Source organism: Pseudomonas sp. R3-41 (assembly GCF_054161485.1).
This window is the reverse complement of record NZ_CP096421.1, coordinates 1,559,864-1,578,800: the sequence shown is the minus strand read 5'-3', so window position 1 is coordinate 1,578,800 and position 18,937 is coordinate 1,559,864. Positions and strand designations below refer to the sequence as shown.

Here is an 18,937-nt window from a genome sequence, read left to right as displayed (position 1 = left end):
TTCGCGAGCAAGCCCGCTCCCACAAAAGTCAGTGCGCCCCCAACATCAACGTCCCACTCGCCACCAACGTCGCATGCCCGCCAATCTTCACCCGCTCACCTTCCAACCGGCAAAACAACGCCCCGCCCCTGGCCGAGCATTGATAAGCCGTCAGCCCGTGTTTACCCAGGCGTTTGGACCAGTAGGGAATCAAGCTGCAATGGGTCGAGCCAGTCACCGGGTCTTCGTTGATGCCGATCGCCGGGGCAAAATAGCGCGAGACAAAATCATGCTTGCTCCCCGGTGCGGTGACGATAGCGCCGGGCCAAGGCAGTTTCGCCAGGGCCGCCATGTCCGGCTTGCAATCGAGCACCGCTTGCTCCGATTCCAGTACCACGAACAGTTCGTTGGAACTCAACACATCCACCGCTTCGACGCCCAAGGCACTCTGCACCGCCAGGGAGGCGCCCAGTTCGGCAGGCACGACGGCCGGAAAATCCAGCCACAGCCGATCCCCCTCGCGCGTCACGCTCAGCGAACCGGACCGGCATATGAAATCCAGGCGCTCAACGGGTTCGTGATAGACCTCGAACAGCACATAAGCGCTGGCCAACGTGGCGTGCCCACACAGCGGGACTTCGGTGGTGGGGGTGAACCAGCGGATATGCCAATGCTGGCCTTCACGCACCAGAAACGCGGTTTCAGCCAGGTTATGTTCGGCGGCAATCTTCTGCATCAAGTCATCGGCAAGCCAGCCGTCGAGCCGATAGACCATCGCCGGGTTACCGCCGAATGGCCGGTCACTGAACGCATCGACCTGATGAAACGCAAGCTGCATGGCACTTCTCCTTATTTTTCTGATGCGCCAGCATGGGTGCAACGGCAAGGCTTATCCAGAGACAGATCAGCAGAATTTTCACCCTACAGCGCCGGATAAAAACACCGACCAGGCCTTACGCCCCTGTGGCGAGGGAGCTTGCTCCCGCTTGGCTGCCCAGCAGCCACCCGGCTATCAAGCCCGCCCAATATCGGCAAACGCCGCCCCGGTGTGCTCCTTCAATACCGAAGGCGCCAACTCGACTTCCAACCCACGCCGCCCCGCACTGACGAACATGCTGGCGAGCGGCTGTGCGGAACTGTCGATAAACGTGCGCAGACGCTTCTTCTGCCCCAATGGGCTGATACCGCCGAGCAAATACCCGGTCGAACGCTGCGCGGCGGCCGGGTCGGCCATCTCGACCTTTTTCACCCCGGCGGCATGGGCCAGGCCTTTCAAATCCAAACTCCCGGCCACAGGCACTACCGCCACCAACAGCTCACCTTTTTCGCTGGCCGCCAACAGCGTCTTGAACACTTGCGCCGGATCCAGCCCGAGCTTTTCCGCCGCCTCCAAGCCATAGGAAGCAGCCTTGGGGTCGTGTTCATAGCTGTGGATGCGATGTTCGGCGCGCACTTTCTTAAGCAGATCCAACGCGGGTGTCATGACCGCTCCTGAAAAAGGAAATCCAAAACGAGTGAGCGGATTCTAAGCCATCGCCTGTGAAAAGGCTCCGGGACTGCACTGCAAAGACCGGTGATGCCGCGCCAACAGGAGAGTCATTCACAGCGCGAATAGTTTAAATATGACCGACGGTTCACTTTCGACCTTTGACACCAGCGTTTCTTGTCTATATTTTTTCGAAACTGAAAGTCACATTACATGTCTCAAGCTGCAACCCGAGATCAGGATGGGGATCCTGTCTCGGTGGAAATCGCGCAATCGTGCCGTATCGAACGCGCTGCAAAACAACAAAAAAACCGAGGTTTGAATGACAACTGCTTTACAACAGCCGCCCCTGTCCAGCCAATGCCTGGCCGAATTCCTGGGAACGGGCCTGCTGATCTTTTTCGGCACCGGTTGCGTCGCGGCGCTCAAGGTCGCGGGTGCGAGTTTCGGCTTGTGGGAAATCAGCCTCATTTGGGGCGTCGGTGTCAGCATGGCAATCTATCTGAGCGCGGGCATTTCCGGCGCCCATCTCAACCCCGCCGTCAGCATCGCCCTGTGCCTGTTCACCGACTTTGAAAAACGCAAGCTGCCCTTCTACATCATTTCCCAAGTGACCGGCGCTTTCTGCGGCGCCTTTCTGGTCTATACGCTGTACAGCAATCTATTCTTCGATTTCGAACAATCCCGGCACATGGTTCGCGGCACCGAAGCGAGCCTCGAACTGGCCTCGGTGTTCTCCACCTACCCGCACGCGGCACTGTCCACTGGCCAGGCCTTTCTCGTGGAAGCGATCATCACCGCCATTCTGATGGGGGTCATCATGTCCCTGACAGATGACAACAACGGCTTGCCTCGTGGCCCACTGGCGCCGTTGCTGATCGGCTTGCTGATTGCCGTGATTGGCAGTTCCATGGGACCACTGACGGGCTTTGCGATGAACCCGGCGCGGGACTTCGGTCCTAAACTGATGACTTTCTTCGCAGGCTGGGGTGAAATTTCCCTCACGGGTGGACGCAATATCCCGTACTTCCTGGTTCCGGTTTTTGCGCCGATCGTCGGTGCGTGCCTCGGTGCCGCGGCTTATCGCGGGTTGATTGCCCGCCACCTGCCCAGCGCCATAACTGCTACAAAGGATGCAACACCGGCCATTGACGGCAAGCCCAGAACATCCTGAAACAGTCGACGCAGGCTCTTGCCCATCGAACCTGCGCCGTGGCTTCTTCCTTTTACGTCCCAAGGCAATCGACATGACCGATATCCAGAACAAGAATTACATCATTGCCCTCGACCAGGGTACGACCAGCTCGCGGGCGATCATCTTCGACCGTGACGCCAACGTGGTCTGCACCGCCCAGCGCGAATTCGCCCAGCATTACCCACAAGCCGGGTGGGTCGAACACGACCCGATGGAAATTTTCGCCACCCAGAGCGCGGTCATGGTCGAGGCCCTGGCCCAGGCCGGCCTGCACCATGACCAAGTGGCGGCCATCGGCATCACCAACCAGCGGGAAACCACCGTGGTCTGGGACAAGACCACCGGTCGGCCAATCTACAACGCCATCGTCTGGCAGTGCCGGCGCAGTACCGAGATCTGCCAACAGCTCAAGCGCGACGGCCACGAGCAATACATCAGCCAGACCACCGGCCTGGTCACCGACCCGTACTTCTCCGGCACCAAACTCAAGTGGATCCTGGACAACGTCGAAGGCAGCCGCGAGCGCGCGCGCAACGGTGAGCTGCTGTTCGGCACCGTCGATAGCTGGCTGATCTGGAAATTCACCGGCGGCAAGGTCCACGTCACCGACTACACCAACGCCTCGCGCACGATGCTCTTCAATATCCACTCGCTGGAATGGGACACGAAGATGCTCGAGATCCTCGACATCCCTCGCGAAATGCTCCCTGAAGTGAAGTCGTCCTCGGAAATCTACGGGCGCACGAAGAGCGGCATCGCTATCGGCGGCATCGCTGGCGATCAGCAGGCCGCCCTGTTCGGGCAGATGTGCGTGGAGCCGGGCCAGGCGAAAAACACCTACGGCACCGGCTGCTTCCTGCTGATGAACACGGGCAAGAAGGCCGTGAAATCCAATCACGGCATGCTCACCACCATCGCCTGCGGCCCACGTGGCGAAGTGGCCTACGCCCTGGAAGGCGCGGTATTCAATGGCGGCTCCACGGTCCAATGGCTGCGCGATGAACTGAAGATCATCAACGACGCCCTGGACACCGAATACTTCGCCAACAAGGTCAAGGACAGCAACGGTGTGTACCTGGTGCCCGCCTTCACCGGCCTCGGCGCGCCGTATTGGGACCCCTATGCCCGTGGCGCGCTGTTCGGCCTGACCCGCGGCGTACGGGTCGATCACATTATTCGCGCAGCGCTGGAGTCGATTGCCTACCAGACCCGCGACGTACTCGACGCCATGCAGCAGGATTCGGGCGAACGCCTCCGGGCCCTGCGCGTCGACGGTGGCGCGGTGGCGAACAATTTCCTGATGCAGTTCCAGGCCGACATCCTCGGCACCCGGGTCGAGCGGCCGAAAATGCGTGAAACCACGGCCTTGGGCGCCGCCTACCTGGCCGGCCTCGCGTGCGGCTTCTGGGGCAGCCTGGAAGAACTGCGGGGCAAAGCGGTGATCGAGCGCGAATTCGAACCGCAACTGGAGGAGCCGGCGAAAGAGAAACTCTACGCCGGCTGGCAGAAAGCCGTCAGCCGCACCCGCGATTGGGAGCCCCACGAAGACGCGGAATAAAGGCCGACAAGATTCCGAAACTGGTCGGGAGTGGATTCCTGCGGCATCATGGGCAAATTTTGTACGGCAGCCCAAAGGAAGCCCCATGAATCTGCCTCCACGCCAGCAACAAATCCTCGAACTGGTCCGCGAGCGCGGCTATGTCAGCATCGAGGAAATGGCGCAGCTATTCGTCGTCACCCCGCAAACCATCCGCCGCGACATCAATCAACTGGCGGAAGTGAACCTGCTGCGCCGCTACCACGGCGGCGCCGCCTACGATTCAAGCGTGGAAAACACTGCCTACGCCATGCGCGCGGACCAGATGCGCGACGAGAAGCAACGCATCGCCGAAGCCATCGCCGCCCAGATCCCCGATCACGCCTCGCTGTTCATCAACATCGGCACCACCACCGAATCCATCGCCCGGGCGCTGCTCAATCACAACCATCTGAAGGTCATCACCAACAACCTGCACGTCGCTTCGATCCTCAGTGCCAAGGACGATTTCGAAGTCCTGGTCGCTGGCGGTAACGTACGGCGTGATGGCGGCGTGGTGGGCCAGGCCAGCGTCGACTTCATCAATCAGTTCAAGGTCGACTTCGCCTTGGTGGGCATCAGCGGGATCGATGAAGATGGCAGCCTGCTGGACTTCGACTACCAGGAAGTGCGGGTTTCCCAAGCCATCATCGCCAACGCCCGGCAAGTGCTGTTGGCGGCGGACTCCAGCAAATTCGGGCGCAACGCCATGGTCCGCCTGGGGCCTATCAGCCTGATCGACTGCCTGGTGACCGACCAGCAGCCGGTACCGGCCCTGGCGCAACTATTGACCCAGCACAAGATTCGGCTGGAGGTGGTCTGACTTCACCCCGATCCCCTGTGGCGAGGGAGCTTGCTCCCGCTCGGCGGCGTAGCCGTCGTAAAATCGGCCTGGTGCGGTTAGCCTGAAGAAAAACGCCAGCCTGCTTGGGATGGCTTCGCCATCCAGCGGGAGCAAGCTCCCTCGCCACAGAAGCATTCCACAATTCTCTTTTTGTTCGTAAATTTTCCTTTCAGCCGCATTCGATCAGTAATTTCAATCGAATTCGACTGGTCGTGGCTGTGCTTATGGGCTAGTATTTTCGCAAATGAACATTTATGTTCGAATTCAAATATTGTGAAAAAGAGCCCGAGGCCAGCCGATGCCCACTTCTACCTTGCCTACGCCCCCTCTCGCCGAGATCTATGACGTCGCCGTCATTGGTGGCGGTATCAATGGCGTGGGGATTGCCACGGACGCTGCCGGTCGCGGTCTTTCGGTGTTCCTTTGCGAAAAGGACGATCTGGCCAGCCATACCTCGTCGGCGAGCAGCAAGCTGATCCACGGCGGCCTGCGCTACCTTGAACATTATGAATTCCGCCTCGTACGCGAAGCCTTGGCCGAGCGTGAAGTGCTGCTGACCAAGGCCCCGCACATCGTCAAGCAAATGCGCTTCGTGCTGCCCCACCGCCCGCACCTGCGCCCGGCCTGGATGATTCGCGCCGGCCTGTTCCTCTACGATCACCTGGGCAAACGCGAGCAACTCGCCGGCTCCAGGAGCCTGAAGTTCGGGGCCGACAGCGCACTGAAAAGCGAGATCACCAAAGGCTTCGAATACTCCGACTGTTGGGTCGACGACGCGCGGCTGGTGGTGCTCAATGCCATGGCCGCCCGGGAGAAAGGCGCGCATGTCCACACCCGCACCCGTTGCGTGAATGCCCGTCGCAGCAAAGGTCTGTGGCACTTGCACTTGGAACGCGCCGACGGCAGCCTGTTTTCGATCCACGCCAAGGCGCTGGTCAACGCTGCGGGCCCGTGGGTGGCCAAGTTCATTCGTGATGACCTGAAGCTGGAATCGCCCTATGGCATCCGCCTGATCCAGGGCAGTCACCTGATCGTGCCGAAACTCTACGAAGGCGAGCATGCGCACATTCTGCAAAACGAAGATCAGCGCATCGTGTTCACCATTCCGTACCTGAATCAGTTCACCTTGATCGGTACGACGGATCGCGAATACACCGGCGATCCGGCCAAAGTGGCGATTACCGAAGGCGAAACCGATTATCTGTTGAAAGTGGTCAATGCTCACTTCAAGAAGCAAATCAGCCGCGACGATATCCTGCACAGCTACTCCGGTGTACGCCCGCTTTGCAATGACGAATCCGACAACCCATCGGCCGTGACACGGGACTACACCCTGGCGCTGTCGGGCGGAGGTCAAGAGGCCCCGTTGCTGTCGGTATTCGGCGGCAAGCTGACCACCTATCGCAAACTGGCCGAATCAGCCATGGCGCAACTGGCCCCCTACTTCACACAGATGCGCGGGAGCTGGACCGCCGTGGAAGCCCTCCCCGGCGGGGAAAACATGACCACCCCGCAAGCATTGTGCTCGGCGCTGCGGGACAAATTCGACTGGCTGCCAACCGACATCGCCCGACGCTGGGCCACCACCTATGGCAGCCGTACCTGGCGCATGCTCGAAGGCGTGCACGACCTCGGCGATCTGGGCGAGCACATCGGTGCCGGCCTCTACACCCGCGAAATCGATTATCTGTGCAGCGACGAGTGGGCCGTCGATGCCCAGGATATCCTCTGGCGCCGCAGCAAGCTGGGTTTGTTCACCACCCCCGCCGAGCAACAGAAGCTGCAGCAGTACTTGGATAAGGTCGAGCACAATCGCCGCAAGATCGAAGCGGCCTGAGCGATACCCGGCTAAACCGAAGAGCCCCTGAGTCCCGCGATTCAGGGGCTTTTCGCATTCTGGAGCCCATCACAGAGACCCTGTGGGAGCGGGCTTGCTCGCGAAGACGGCGGCACTTTCAACATCATCGGTTCAGGTAGACCGTCTTCGCGAGCAAGCCCGCTCCCACAGGGATTGTGTGAAGGCCCAAGGCATTCGGTTTTCCGAACAAGACCCGCCAGTCAGTTCGGCTAACCGGATAAAGAAGCCCGCACGAAACCTGAAACAGAACATTAATCACCAGGTAAAACAACAAGTTAAACAGACCGCCCTGGCCTGGCACGACTCATGCTCTACACTCCTCGAGACGAATGCCTGTACGCCAACACACCAGGAGCTGCCAGGCATTTCGAAGTACTCAGGGCCGACGAACCGGCCGAAATAAAAAAAACAATGTCGAGGAAACATCGATGCGTATCGTTCCCCATCTCCTGGGCGCAGCCATTGCTGCCGCTCTGATCAGCACGCCGGTTTTCGCAGCCGAACTGACCGGCACACTGAAAAAGATCAAAGAGTCCGGCGTCGTTACGCTTGGGCATCGCGACGCTTCCATTCCGTTCTCCTACATCGCAGACGCTTCCGGCAAGCCGGTCGGCTACTCCCATGACATCCAGCTGAAAGTTGTCGAAGCCCTGAAGAAAGAGCTCGACGTACCGAACCTGCAGGTCAAGTACAACCTGGTCACCTCGCAAACTCGTATCCCGCTGGTGCAGAACGGCACCGTGGACCTGGAGTGCGGCTCCACCACCAACAACGTCGAGCGCCAGCAACAAGTCGCCTTCTCCGTTGGCATCTTCGAGATCGGCACCAAGCTGCTGTCCAAGGAAGACTCCAAGTACAAGGATTTCGACGACCTCAAGGGCAAGAACGTCGTGACCACCGCCGGCACCACGTCCGAGCGCATCCTCAAGGCCATGAACGCCGACAAGCAGATGGGCATGAACGTCATCTCCGCAAAGGACCACGGCGAATCCTTCCAGATGCTGGAATCGGGTCGTGCCGTCGCGTTCATGATGGACGACGCCCTGCTGGCTGGCGAAGCCGCCAAGGCCAAGAAGGCCGATGACTGGGCTGTCACCGGCACCCCACAGTCCTACGAAATCTACGGCTGCATGATGCGCAAGGGCGACGAGCCGTTCAAAAAGGTTGTCGATGACGCCATCAAGGCCACCTACGCTTCGGGCGAGATCAACAAGATCTACGAAAAATGGTTCATGCAACCGATCCCGCCAAAAGGCCTGAATCTCAACTTCCCGATGAGCGACGAACTCAAGGCACTGATCGCCACGCCGACCGATAAAGCGGCTGACGACAAGAAATCCTGATTTCTGATTAACCTTATCTCCTGAAGGGGCCCCGCTCTTTCAGGGGATGGTCACTCCCTGCTGGCAAATCTGGAAACACTCGAACCGGTGGCTGTCGAGCCGATCGCGTGTGCCTGGCCTCCAAGCCGGGCGGGAACGGAGCTTCCCCAGGCGGGCATTTGTATATCGAACGATCTGAGGGGAGACCCTAATGAATTACAACTGGGACTGGGGCGTGTTCTTCAAGTCCACCGGCGTGGGCAGCGAGATTTATCTCGACTGGTACGTGGCCGGCCTGGGCTGGACCATCGCCATCGCCGTCGTCGCCTGGATCATCGCCCTGTTGCTGGGTTCGATCCTGGGTGTAATGCGTACCGTACCGAACCGGCTGGTGTCGGGTATCGCCACGTGCTACGTAGAGCTTTTCCGTAACGTGCCGCTGCTGGTTCAGCTGTTCATCTGGTACTTCCTGGTGCCGGACCTGCTGCCCGCCGACATGCAGGAGTGGTACAAGCAGGACCTGAACCCGACCACCTCGGCCTACCTGAGCGTCGTCGTGTGCCTGGGCCTGTTCACCGCCGCGCGGGTCTGCGAACAGGTACGCACCGGCATCCAGGCGCTGCCGCGCGGCCAGGAATCCGCCGCCCGCGCCATGGGCTTCAAGCTGCCGCAGATCTACTGGAACGTGCTGCTGCCCCAGGCCTACCGGATCATCATTCCGCCGCTGACCTCGGAATTCCTCAACGTCTTCAAGAACTCCTCCGTGGCCTCGCTGATCGGCTTGATGGAGTTGCTCGCGCAGACCAAGCAGACCGCCGAGTTCTCGGCCAACCTGTTCGAAGCCTTTACCCTGGCGACGCTGATCTACTTCACCCTGAACATGAGCCTGATGCTGCTGATGCGCATGGTCGAGGAGAAAGTCGCGGTGCCCGGCCTGATCTCCGTGGGGGGTAAATAATGGAATTCGACTTCACTGGCATCATCCCGGCCATTCCCGGCTTGTGGAACGGCATGGTGATGACCCTCAAGCTGATGGCCCTGGGTGTCGTCGGCGGGATCATCCTGGGGACGATCCTGGCGCTGATGCGCCTGTCCCACAACAAGCTGGTCTCCAATATCGCTGGCGCCTACGTCAACTATTTCCGCTCGATCCCGCTGCTGCTGGTCATCACCTGGTTCTACCTGGCGGTGCCGTTCGTGCTGCGCTGGATCACCGGCGAAGACACGCCGATCGGTGCGTTCGGCTCCTGCGTCGTGGCGTTCATGATGTTCGAGGCGGCGTACTTCTGCGAAATCGTGCGGGCCGGCGTGCAGTCGATCCCCAAGGGCCAGATGGGCGCGGCACAGGCACTGGGCATGAACTATGGCCAGGTCATGCGCCTGATCATCCTGCCCCAGGCGTTTCGCAAGATGACCCCGCTGTTGCTGCAACAGAGCATCATCCTGTTTCAGGACACCTCGCTGGTCTACACGGTCGGCCTGGTGGACTTCCTCAATGCTTCGCGGGCCAATGGCGACATCATCGGCCGCTCCAATGAGTTCCTGATCATCGCAGGTCTCGTGTACTTCACAATCAGCTTTGCCGCCTCGCTGCTGGTCAAGCGTCTGCAAAAAAGGTTCGCCGTATGATCTCTATCAAGAACATCAACAAGTGGTATGGGGACTTCCAGGTACTGACCAATTGCAGCACCGAGGTCAGCAAGGGTGAGGTTGTGGTGGTGTGCGGGCCGTCGGGTTCGGGCAAGTCCACGCTGATCAAGTGCGTGAACGCCCTGGAGCCGTTCCAGAAGGGCGACATCGTGGTCGATGGCACGTCCATCGCCGACCCGAAGACCAACCTGCCGAAACTGCGTTCGCGCGTGGGCATGGTGTTCCAGCATTTCGAACTGTTCCCGCACCTGACCATCACCGAGAACCTGACCATCGCGCAGATCAAGGTGCTGGGCCGCAGCAAGGAAGAAGCCACCAAGAAAGGCCTGCAATTGCTTGAGCGCGTGGGTCTCTCGGCCCACGCCCACAAACACCCGGGCCAGCTCTCCGGCGGCCAGCAGCAGCGCGTGGCGATTGCCCGTGCGCTGGCGATGGACCCGGTGGTGATGCTGTTCGACGAACCGACCTCGGCCCTTGACCCGGAAATGGTCAACGAAGTGCTCGACGTGATGGTGCAACTGGCCCACGAAGGCATGACCATGATGTGCGTGACCCACGAAATGGGCTTCGCCCGCAAAGTGGCGAACCGGGTGATCTTCATGGACCAGGGCCAGATCATCGAAGACTGCCCGAAAGAAGAGTTCTTCGGCGACATCAGCGCCCGCTCCGAACGTGCGCAGCATTTCCTCGAGAAAATCCTGCAGCACTAAAGCGTCGCCTTCTTTAGGCGCGCTGATCCTTGTGGCGAGGGAGCTTGCTCCCGCTGGGTTGCGCAGCGGCCCCAAAACCGGCAAATGCAATGTATCTGGCATACCGCATGAACCGTTTTGCGACTGCTTCGCAGCCGAGCGGGAGCAAGCTCCCTCGCCACAGGACCGCGTTCGAAGGACGACCGCCGCCACACTGGTTGACCCAAGGCTTCTGTGATGAAATGCGACCCCACCCTTTATCGCGCCGCGCCGCCATCACTCGCCGTGAAACCCCGCCTGATCCGCCATCTGTTCCTGCCGCCGCTGGTCATTGCGCTGATGATCGGCCTGGGTTACCTCGGCTTCTGGATCAGCGAGCACTACGGCGTACGCGGCCTCGCCGAGAATGGTGAGCGCCAGTTGGAACTGCACGCCCGTGCGGTCGAGAGCGAGATCAGCAAGTACACCTACCTGCCCAGCCTGTTGGAGCTTGAGTCGAGCGTCTCGCAACTGCTGGACGACCCGACGCCCGAGCATCGCAAGACCGTCAACGAATACCTCGAAGGCCTGAACCGCCGCAGTCGCAGCCGGGCCATCTACGTGATGGACACCACCGGCCGGGTGATGGCCACCAGCAACTGGCGTGATGTCGACAGTTATCTGGGCGAAGACCTGTCCTTCCGCGCCTACTTCCAGAACGCCGTGCGCGGCCAGCCGGGACGGTTCTATGGCATCGGCAGCACCAATGGCGAGCCCGGTTACTATCTCGCCCATGGCCTGGAACAACAGGGCAAGATCATCGGCGTCGCCGTGGTCAAGGTGCGCCTCGAAGCCATGGAGGAGCGCTGGCAGCGGGCGCGGCTGGAGGCGTTCGTCAGTGATGAAAACGGCATCATCATCCTGTCCAGCGACTCGGCGCGACGGCTCAAGTCGGTGCGCCCCCTGAGCGACGAGACCAAGGAACGCCTGGCCCGCAGCCTGCAATATTATTGGTTCCCTTTGAACGAGCTGGTGCCCCTGGCCCGGGAGCGCCTGGCCGAAGGCATGGAGAAGCTGACCTTCCCGGCCAACACCCAACTGGTGTCCGACGAGCGCGCCATCAGCTATTTGTCGCAAACCCGGCCCTTGAGCGATACCCCGTGGAATTTCACCCTGCTGACGCCCCTTGAAGACCTGCGTCGCCAGGCGATCAACCAAGGCATCCTGGTGGCCGTGGCCTTCGCCCTGGTGGCGTTCCTGCTGATCGCCTGGAACGAACGGCGCAAGGTCATCGCCACCCGTCTCGCGGCCCGGGAAGCGTTGCAGGAAGCCAACAACCAGCTCGAGCGTCGGATTACCGAACGCACCACCGACCTGCGTGCCAGCAACGAACGACTCAAGGGCCAGATCCGCGAGCGACGCCAGGCCGAAGAGACCTTGCGCCGGGCCCAGGACGAACTGGTCCAGGCCGGAAAACTGGCGGCCATCGGCCAGATGTCCACCAGTATTGCCCATGAACTCAACCAGCCGCTGGCGGCGTTGCGCACCTTGTCCGGCAACACCGTACGCTTCCTTGAGCGCGGCCAACTGGACATCGCCAGCACCAACCTCAATACCATCAACGAATTGATCGACCGCATGGGCCGGATCACCGCCAGCCTGCGCGCCTTTGCCCGCCGCGGCGATGACCAGGGCCGAGCGAGCCTGGGCAAAGCCGTCGAAGCCGCCTTGCAACTGCTGGGCGGACGCCTGGAAAACCTGGACATCCAGATCCACAGCGGTTTCGATGACGTCCAATTGCAAATCGACCAGACCCGCCTGGAACAGATCCTGGTGAACCTGATCGGTAATGCCCTGGACGCCATGCAGACGCAACCCGAGCCGAAACTGTGGCTCGAAGGCCAGGCCGCCGACGGTAAATATCGCTTGCGGGTGCGCGACAATGGCCACGGCATCGATCCTGAGGCCCGCAAGCATTTGTTCGAACCGTTCTTCACCACCAAGCCTGGCGAACAAGGCCTGGGCCTGGGCCTGACGCTCTCGGCGAGCCTGGCCGCCGCCGCGGGTGGGCACCTGGGCGTCGAGTACCCGCTTGAGCGTGGCACCACGTTTGTCCTCAACCTACCGTTGGTGAACCCTTCACCTGCCGAGCCGCTATGAACCACGACCTGAGCGTACTGATCGTCGAAGACGACCCCCACGTCCTGCTGGGCTGCCAGCAGGCCTTGAGCCTGGAAGACATTCCCTGCGTCGGCGTGGGCAGCGCCGAAGAGGCGCTGGAGCGGGTCGACGATAACTTTGCCGGCATCGTCATCAGCGACATTCGCCTGCCGGGCATCGACGGCCTGGAACTGCTGACCCGTCTCAAGGCGCGGGACCGCAGCCTGCCGGTGGTGTTGATCACCGGCCATGGCGACATTTCCATGGCCGTGGGCGCCATGCAAAAAGGCGCCTATGACTTCATGGAGAAGCCCTTCTCTCCTGAACGCTTGGTGGACGTCGCCCGCCGCGCCCTGGAGCAGCGCAGCCTGGCCCGAGAAGTGTCCTCGCTGCGTCGGCAATTGGCCGAACGCGACTCCCTGGAAGGCCGGATCATTGGCCGTTCGCCGGCCATGCAACACCTGCGCGCGCTGATCGCCAACGTCGCCGACACCTCGGCCAACGTCCTGATCGAAGGCGAAACCGGCACCGGCAAGGAATTGGTCGCCCGCTGCCTGCATGATTTCAGTCGGCGCCATGACAAGCAGTTCGTCGCGCTGAACTGCGGCGGCTTGCCGGAAAACCTGTTCGAAAGCGAGATTTTCGGCCACGAGGCCAATGCCTTCACCGGTGCCGGCAAGCGCCGGATCGGCAAGATCGAGCACGCCGACGGCGGCACGCTGTTCCTCGATGAAGTGGAGAGCATGCCCCTGCCCTTGCAGATCAAGTTGCTGCGCGTGTTGCAGGAACGCACCCTCGAACGCCTGGGTTCGAACCAGAGCGTGGCCGTGGATTGCCGGGTGATCGCCGCCACCAAGTCCGACCTGGACGAAATGGGCCGCTCCGGGCAGTTCCGCAGCGACCTGTATTACCGCCTCAACGTGGTGACCCTGGAGCTGCCGCCCCTGCGCGAGCGGCGCGAAGACATCCTGCAACTGTTCGAGCATTTCCTACAGCAGTCGTCCCTGCGCTTCGACCGCACGGTGCCGGAGCTGGACAACCAGACCCTGTCGAACCTGATGAGCCATGACTGGCTGGGCAACGTGCGCGAGCTGCGCAACGTCGCCGAGCGCTACGCCTTGGGCCTGCCGGCCTTCAAGCGCTCCGGCGCCAGCGGTGGCAGCCAGGGCCTGGCCTTCGCCGAAGCGGTGGAAGCCTTCGAACGCAACCTGCTGGTGGACGCCCTGCAACGCAGCGGTGGCAACCTGACCCAGGCCAGCCAGGAACTGGGCATGGCCAAGACCACGCTGTTCGACAAAGTCAAAAAATATGGCCTGAGCCACTGACCTGGGATGTGAAGCTGTGGATCTGATTTTCAAGGCGGCGCTGGGTGCCGCCGTGGTGGTCATCCTGGCGATGCTCGCCAAGACCAGGAATTACTACATCGCCGGGTTGGTGCCGCTGTTCCCCACCTTCGCCCTGATCGCCCACTACATCGTCGGCAAGGGCCGCTCGGTGGACGACCTGAAGACCACCATCGTGTTTGGCATGTGGTCGATCATTCCGTACTTCGTCTATCTCGCAACGCTGTACGTGATGATCGACCGCATGCGCCTCGAAGCCTCATTGGCCGTGGCAGCCGTCGCCTGGCTGATGGCGGCGACGGTGCTGGTCAGCGTCTGGGTGCGGCTTCACGGCTGATTCTGTGATCAATAGCCGACGGTAAACCGCTTTTGCGAAAACTGCGGCGTTTCCACTTCATCGATCATCGCGATGGCGTAATCGGCAAAGCTGATCCAACTGCGCCCGGTGTCATCAAACAGCAGGTGGTCCTTGCCCACTCGGAACTGCCCGGTGCGCTCGGTTTCAACGAACTCCGCCGAAGGCGAGAGGAAAGTCCAGTCCAAGTCCTGTTCCTTGCGCAGCACATCCAGGAACACGGCACCGGCGCTGGCTTCGGCCAGGTATTCCTCAGGAAAACCATCACTGTCGATCACCCGGCTGTTATCCGGCAGCAGCAACGAACCGGCCCCGCCGACCACCAGCAAGCGCTTGACCCCGGCGGCCTTCAGCGGTGCGATGATTTTGTCGGCCGGCACGGTGGCAAAGTGCGCGGCACTGATCACCACGTCGTGGCCGGCGATGGCCGCAGTCAACGCCTCGCTGTCCAATACATCCAGCTGTTTGCTGACCACCCCGGTCCTTTCGCCAATTTTCGCGGTGTTGCGGGCAATGGCCGTTATGCTGTGACCACGGCGCAGGGCCTCTTCCAACAGCTGGCTACCCGCACGCCCGGTGGCGCCGATGATTGCGATTTTGCTCATGGTATTCTCCGTTGATTACACAAGATGCTACTGAAGCAGTTGCTTGAATATTTCCAAGTGACATGAGCCTTTAGGGCTTGAAATGAAGCCCTTGTGGCGAGGGAGCTTGCTCCCGCTCGGCTGCGCAGCAGTCGCAAAAATGCTCATGCGGAGCGCCAGGTACGACTCACTGTCTGGTATTGGGGCCGCTGCGCAGCCCAGCGGGAGCAAGCTCCCTCGCCACAAAAGCGCATCAGCCCAGCCTCATCGCTGTCTCAATACCTCACCACTTCATCTCGCCTTTCGCCACCTTGGCACTGAGTTCCAGGGAACTGTCTTCACCCAACTTCGGGTAGCGTTGCTTCATGGCGGCGATCAACGCGGCAGAGTCCTTGGCCTTGGCGGTTTCCTCATCGAAGGCCTTGATGTAACCGGCAGTGAATGTCACCGGGGCCAGGGAACGGGCGCTTTCACCCAGGTAATGGCCGGGAATGACCGTGGCCGGTTGCAGCTTTTCAATGTGATCCAGCGTCGCCAGCCAATCCTTGTGAGACTTCGGCGTCTGGGTGTCGGCCATCCACACATGAATGTTCTCGGCCACCACGACACCGCCAACCACCGCCTTGATCGATGGAATCCAGACGAAACTGCGGTCCGGTTGCGGGCCATCGAGGCCGACGATCTGCAGGCGCTGGCCTTCCAGGGTCAGGCTGTCGCCCTTCAACACCTGGGGCACGATGGCCTTGGTGGGTGCATCGGTCTTCAGGATCGGCCCCCAATATTTCAGCTTGCCGTCCAGGGTGTGCTTGATGTGTTCGACGGTCGGCGCCGACGCCAGCACCTTGGCCTCAGGGAACGCGGCGGTGAGGGTTTCCAAGCCAAAATAGTAGTCAGGATCGCCATGGCTGATGTAGATCGTGGTCAGCCGTTTGCCACTGGCGCGGATTTTCTCCACCACCTGCTCGGCCTGGGTCTTGCCGAACTGGGCGTCCACCAAAATCGCCTCCTTCTCACCGCTGACCAACACCGACGTCACTGGAAAAACCGCCGCCGCACCGGGGTTGTAGACGTCGAGCGTCAAATCGGCGGCCCAGCCCTGGACGGTGAAGGCCAGGGCGGCGGTGGCCAGCAGCAGGCGCTTGAGTGGGATAAGTCCGGTCATGGTGTGCTCCGTTGTCCAAAAACCCGTCAGGGGATGTGACTGAGCTTAGTTGCCTGACTCGTTACAAAAAATGCGATGCTGGGACATAGTTTGTTTCTGAAAGCGGGCAAATCATGGATCGTCTACAAGCAATGCGGGTGTTCGTCACGGTGGTCGACCTCGGTAGCCAGTCAGCGGCGGCCGAGCACCTGGACCTGTCGCGGCCGGTGGTGTCACGCTACCTGGCGGAGCTGGAAGACTGGGTCGGTGCCCGGCTGATGCACCGCACCACGCGCAAACTGAGCCTGACCGCCGCCGGCACGGAGATCCTGCCGCGCTGCCGGCAAATGCTGGAGTTGTCCGGCGACATGCAAGCCGCCGTTGGCACCCCGGACGACGCGCCACGGGGCATGTTGCGCATCAGTGCCAGCACCTCCTTCGGCCAGGCCCAACTGGCGAGCGCCATGGCCGAATACGTCAAGCGCTACCCAGGAGTGAGCGTCGACCTGCAGATGCTCGACCGCACCGTCAACCTGGTGGATGAACGCATCGACCTGGCGATCCGCATGAGCAACGACCTGGACCCGAACCTGATCGCACGCCGCCTTACCGTCTGCCGCTCGGTGATCTGCGCGTCGCCGCGGTATCTGCGTGAGCACTCGACACCGCTGCGCGTGGAAGATCTGAGCCGGCACAACTGCCTGACCCATTCCTACGTTGGCAAGAGCCTGTGGCATTTCGAGCAAGACGGCGAGCCGATCGCGGTGCCGGTGCAAGGCAATATCAGCGCCAACGAAGCCAGCACCTTGCTCCAGGCCACGATAGCCGGCGCGGGCGTGGCGATGCTGCCCAGCTACCAGGCTGGCCCGCATATCCAGAGCGGTGAACTGGTGCGCCTGCTGGGCCACGCCGAACCGCGCCGGATGAACATGTATGCGGTGTACGCCTCACGCAAGCACATGCCGTCGGCGTTGCGCAGCCTGCTGGATTTTCTGGTGTTGAAGTTTCCTGAGACGCCTGAGTGGGATGTGGGGCTCTAAACGATACCCGTCTCACCTCCGATCTCCTGTGGGAGCGGGCTTGCTCGCGAAGGCGTAGTGTCAGCCAATTAGATGTCGACTGATACACCGCCTTCGCGAGCAAGCCCGCTCCCACAGGGGGGTCACCGTTGCTCTCAAGGCTGCGTCGGGATTTCACCAACAGCCCGCCCCAAGGCATACTGGCCACCCTCCGCACTCCAGAACCCTAAACCGCCCCATGCGTATCCACGTCAGTTTCATCGACCGCGTCGGCATCACCCAGGAAGTCCTGGCCTTGCTCGGTGGGCGCAATCTCAACCTGGATGCCGTGGAGATGGTGCCGCCCAACGTCTACATCGACGCCCCGACCCTCAGCCCGCAAGTGCTCGACGAGTTGCGCGAGGCGTTGTTCAGCGTGCGCGGCGTGCAGGCCGTTACCGTGGTGGACATCCTGCCGGGCCAGCGCCGGCACTTGCAGCTCGATGCCTTGCTGGCCGCCATGACCGACCCGGTGCTGGCCCTGGACAGCGCCGGCAAGGTGTTGCTGGCCAACCCGGCGCTGATTGCCCTGTACGGGCGTGAACCGGCCGGGGAAAGCGTGGCCGAGCTGTTCGGTGACGAGGCATTGCTCGGCGCCCTGCTGGAGAACGGTTTCCGCTTGCCGCTTCGAGAAATCACCCTCAACGGCCAGACCTTGCTCCTGGATGCCACGCCCATCACCGATGCCGGCGCGCTGCTGACGCTTTATCAGCCCAACCGCATCGGCGAGCGCCTGTCGGCCCTGCATCACGATCACGCCGAAGGTTTCGACGCGCTGCTGGGCGAATCCCCGGCGATCCGCACCCTCAAGGCCCGGGCCCAGCGCGTCGCGGCCCTGGATGCACCGTTGCTGATCCAGGGCGAAACCGGCACCGGCAAGGAACTGGTGGCCCGGGCTTGCCACGCCATCAGCGCCCGACACAGCGCGCCGTTCCTGGCCCTGAACTGCGCCGCGCTGCCGGAGAACCTGGCCGAAAGCGAACTGTTCGGCTACGCCCCCGGCGCCTTCACCGGCGCACAACGGGGCGGCAAGCCAGGGCTGATGGAGCTGGCGAACCAAGGCACGGTGTTCCTCGATGAAATTGGCGAGATGTCGCCGTACCTGCAAGCCAAGTTGCTGCGTTTCCTGAATGATGGCAGCTTCCGCCGGGTGGGCGGCGACCGGGAAATCAAGGTCAACGTACGGATCCTCAGCGCCACCCACCGCAACCTGGAGAAAATGGTCAGCGAAGGCTCGTTCCGCGAAGACCTGTTTTATCGCCTGAACGTGCTCAACGTCGAAGTGCCGCCGCTGCGTGAGCGCGGCCAGGACATCCTGCTGCTGGCGCGTTATTTCATGCAGCAGGCCTGCGCGCAGATCCAGCGCCCGGTCTGCCGCCTCGCTCCCGGCACGTATCCGGCACTGTTGGGCAATCGCTGGCCGGGCAACGTGCGGCAATTGCAGAACGTGATCTTCCGCGCCGCCGCCATCTGCGAAAGCAGCCTGGTGGACATCGGCGACCTCGACATCGCCGGCACCTCGGTAGCGCGCCAAGGTGATGTGGAAGTCGAGAGCCTGGAACAGGCTGTGGAAAGCTTCGAGAAGCACCTGCTTGAAAGTTTGTATGCCAACTACCCGTCCACCCGCCAGTTGGCCAGCCGCCTGCAGACCTCCCATACCGCGATTGCCCATCGGTTGCGCAAGTACGGTATTTCCGGGAAGCCTTAGCTTTACTCGG

Annotated in this window: 17 protein-coding genes; 13 read left to right on the top strand and 4 right to left on the bottom strand. The window is 61.4% G+C overall.

Features of this window, described 5'->3' with window-relative positions; all coding sequences use genetic code 11:
• Positions 1-28 precede the first annotated feature (28 nt).
• The gene (locus M1D99_RS07105; RefSeq protein WP_186706327.1) at positions 29-817 is read right to left on the bottom strand and encodes a PhzF family phenazine biosynthesis protein; all 789 of its coding nucleotides are present in this window, start codon (positions 815-817) and stop codon (positions 29-31) included.
• Between the two features lie 174 nt (positions 818-991).
• Positions 992-1,462, bottom strand: coding sequence for a Cys-tRNA(Pro) deacylase (ybaK, locus tag M1D99_RS07100; RefSeq protein WP_053124560.1), 471 nt, complete (start codon positions 1,460-1,462; stop codon positions 992-994).
• A 325-nt stretch (positions 1,463-1,787) separates the two neighbouring features.
• On the opposite strand from ybaK, the gene M1D99_RS07095 reads away from it, so the two are divergent.
• From M1D99_RS07095 to M1D99_RS07045, 11 genes are all read left to right on the top strand, one after another.
• The gene (locus M1D99_RS07095) at positions 1,788-2,639 is read left to right on the top strand and encodes an MIP/aquaporin family protein (RefSeq protein WP_458131577.1); all 852 of its coding nucleotides are present in this window, start codon (positions 1,788-1,790) and stop codon (positions 2,637-2,639) included.
• A gap of 73 nt (positions 2,640-2,712) precedes the next feature.
• On the top strand, positions 2,713-4,218 hold the full coding sequence (gene glpK, locus M1D99_RS07090; protein ID WP_186729806.1) for a glycerol kinase GlpK: 1,506 nt from the start codon (positions 2,713-2,715) through the stop codon (positions 4,216-4,218).
• Positions 4,219-4,303: 85 nt separating this feature from the next.
• Positions 4,304-5,059: a DeoR/GlpR family transcriptional regulator gene (locus M1D99_RS07085; protein ID WP_186706331.1), complete on the top strand. Its 756-nt coding sequence runs from the start codon at positions 4,304-4,306 to the stop codon at positions 5,057-5,059.
• A 319-nt stretch (positions 5,060-5,378) separates the two neighbouring features.
• Positions 5,379-6,917: a glycerol-3-phosphate dehydrogenase gene (gene glpD / locus M1D99_RS07080; protein WP_186706332.1), complete on the top strand. Its 1,539-nt coding sequence runs from the start codon at positions 5,379-5,381 to the stop codon at positions 6,915-6,917.
• Between the two features lie 449 nt (positions 6,918-7,366).
• On the top strand, positions 7,367-8,281 hold the full coding sequence (locus M1D99_RS07075) for a glutamate/aspartate ABC transporter substrate-binding protein (protein ID WP_458131576.1): 915 nt from the start codon (positions 7,367-7,369) through the stop codon (positions 8,279-8,281).
• A 190-nt stretch (positions 8,282-8,471) separates the two neighbouring features.
• A complete protein-coding gene (locus M1D99_RS07070) occupies positions 8,472-9,218 on the top strand; it encodes an amino acid ABC transporter permease (protein ID WP_458131575.1) in 747 nt (248 codons plus the stop codon).
• Complete coding sequence (locus M1D99_RS07065; RefSeq protein ID WP_014339892.1) at positions 9,218-9,889, top strand: amino acid ABC transporter permease; 672 nt, start codon at positions 9,218-9,220, stop codon at positions 9,887-9,889. The genes M1D99_RS07070 and M1D99_RS07065 overlap by 1 nt, the downstream gene beginning before the upstream one ends.
• Positions 9,886-10,620: an amino acid ABC transporter ATP-binding protein gene (locus tag M1D99_RS07060; protein ID WP_018614195.1), complete on the top strand. Its 735-nt coding sequence runs from the start codon at positions 9,886-9,888 to the stop codon at positions 10,618-10,620. The genes M1D99_RS07065 and M1D99_RS07060 overlap by 4 nt, the downstream gene beginning before the upstream one ends.
• A gap of 216 nt (positions 10,621-10,836) precedes the next feature.
• Positions 10,837-12,738 (top strand): two-component sensor histidine kinase AauS, encoded by a 1,902-nt coding sequence (aauS, locus tag M1D99_RS07055; protein ID WP_186706334.1) that lies wholly within the window; start codon positions 10,837-10,839, stop codon positions 12,736-12,738.
• Entirely contained in the window at positions 12,735-14,063 is a 1,329-nt protein-coding gene (gene aauR, locus M1D99_RS07050; RefSeq protein WP_458131574.1) for a two-component response regulator AauR, read from the top strand. The genes aauS and aauR overlap by 4 nt, the downstream gene beginning before the upstream one ends.
• A 25-nt stretch (positions 14,064-14,088) precedes the next feature.
• Complete coding sequence (locus tag M1D99_RS07045; protein WP_434576373.1) at positions 14,089-14,418, top strand: GlpM family protein; 330 nt, start codon at positions 14,089-14,091, stop codon at positions 14,416-14,418.
• Positions 14,419-14,426: 8 nt separating this feature from the next.
• Here the strand turns inward: M1D99_RS07045 and M1D99_RS07040 are convergent, their stop codons facing one another.
• Positions 14,427-15,041, bottom strand: coding sequence for an NAD(P)-dependent oxidoreductase (locus M1D99_RS07040; protein WP_458131573.1), 615 nt, complete (start codon positions 15,039-15,041; stop codon positions 14,427-14,429).
• Between the two features lie 262 nt (positions 15,042-15,303).
• The gene (locus M1D99_RS07035) at positions 15,304-16,182 is read right to left on the bottom strand and encodes an MBL fold metallo-hydrolase (RefSeq protein WP_458131572.1); all 879 of its coding nucleotides are present in this window, start codon (positions 16,180-16,182) and stop codon (positions 15,304-15,306) included.
• Between the two features lie 113 nt (positions 16,183-16,295).
• On the opposite strand from M1D99_RS07035, the gene M1D99_RS07030 reads away from it, so the two are divergent.
• Entirely contained in the window at positions 16,296-17,201 is a 906-nt protein-coding gene (locus tag M1D99_RS07030) for a LysR family transcriptional regulator (RefSeq protein ID WP_434574526.1), read from the top strand.
• A gap of 217 nt (positions 17,202-17,418) precedes the next feature.
• Complete coding sequence (locus M1D99_RS07025; RefSeq protein WP_186706339.1) at positions 17,419-18,927, top strand: sigma-54-dependent transcriptional regulator; 1,509 nt, start codon at positions 17,419-17,421, stop codon at positions 18,925-18,927.
• Positions 18,928-18,937 lie beyond the last annotated feature (10 nt).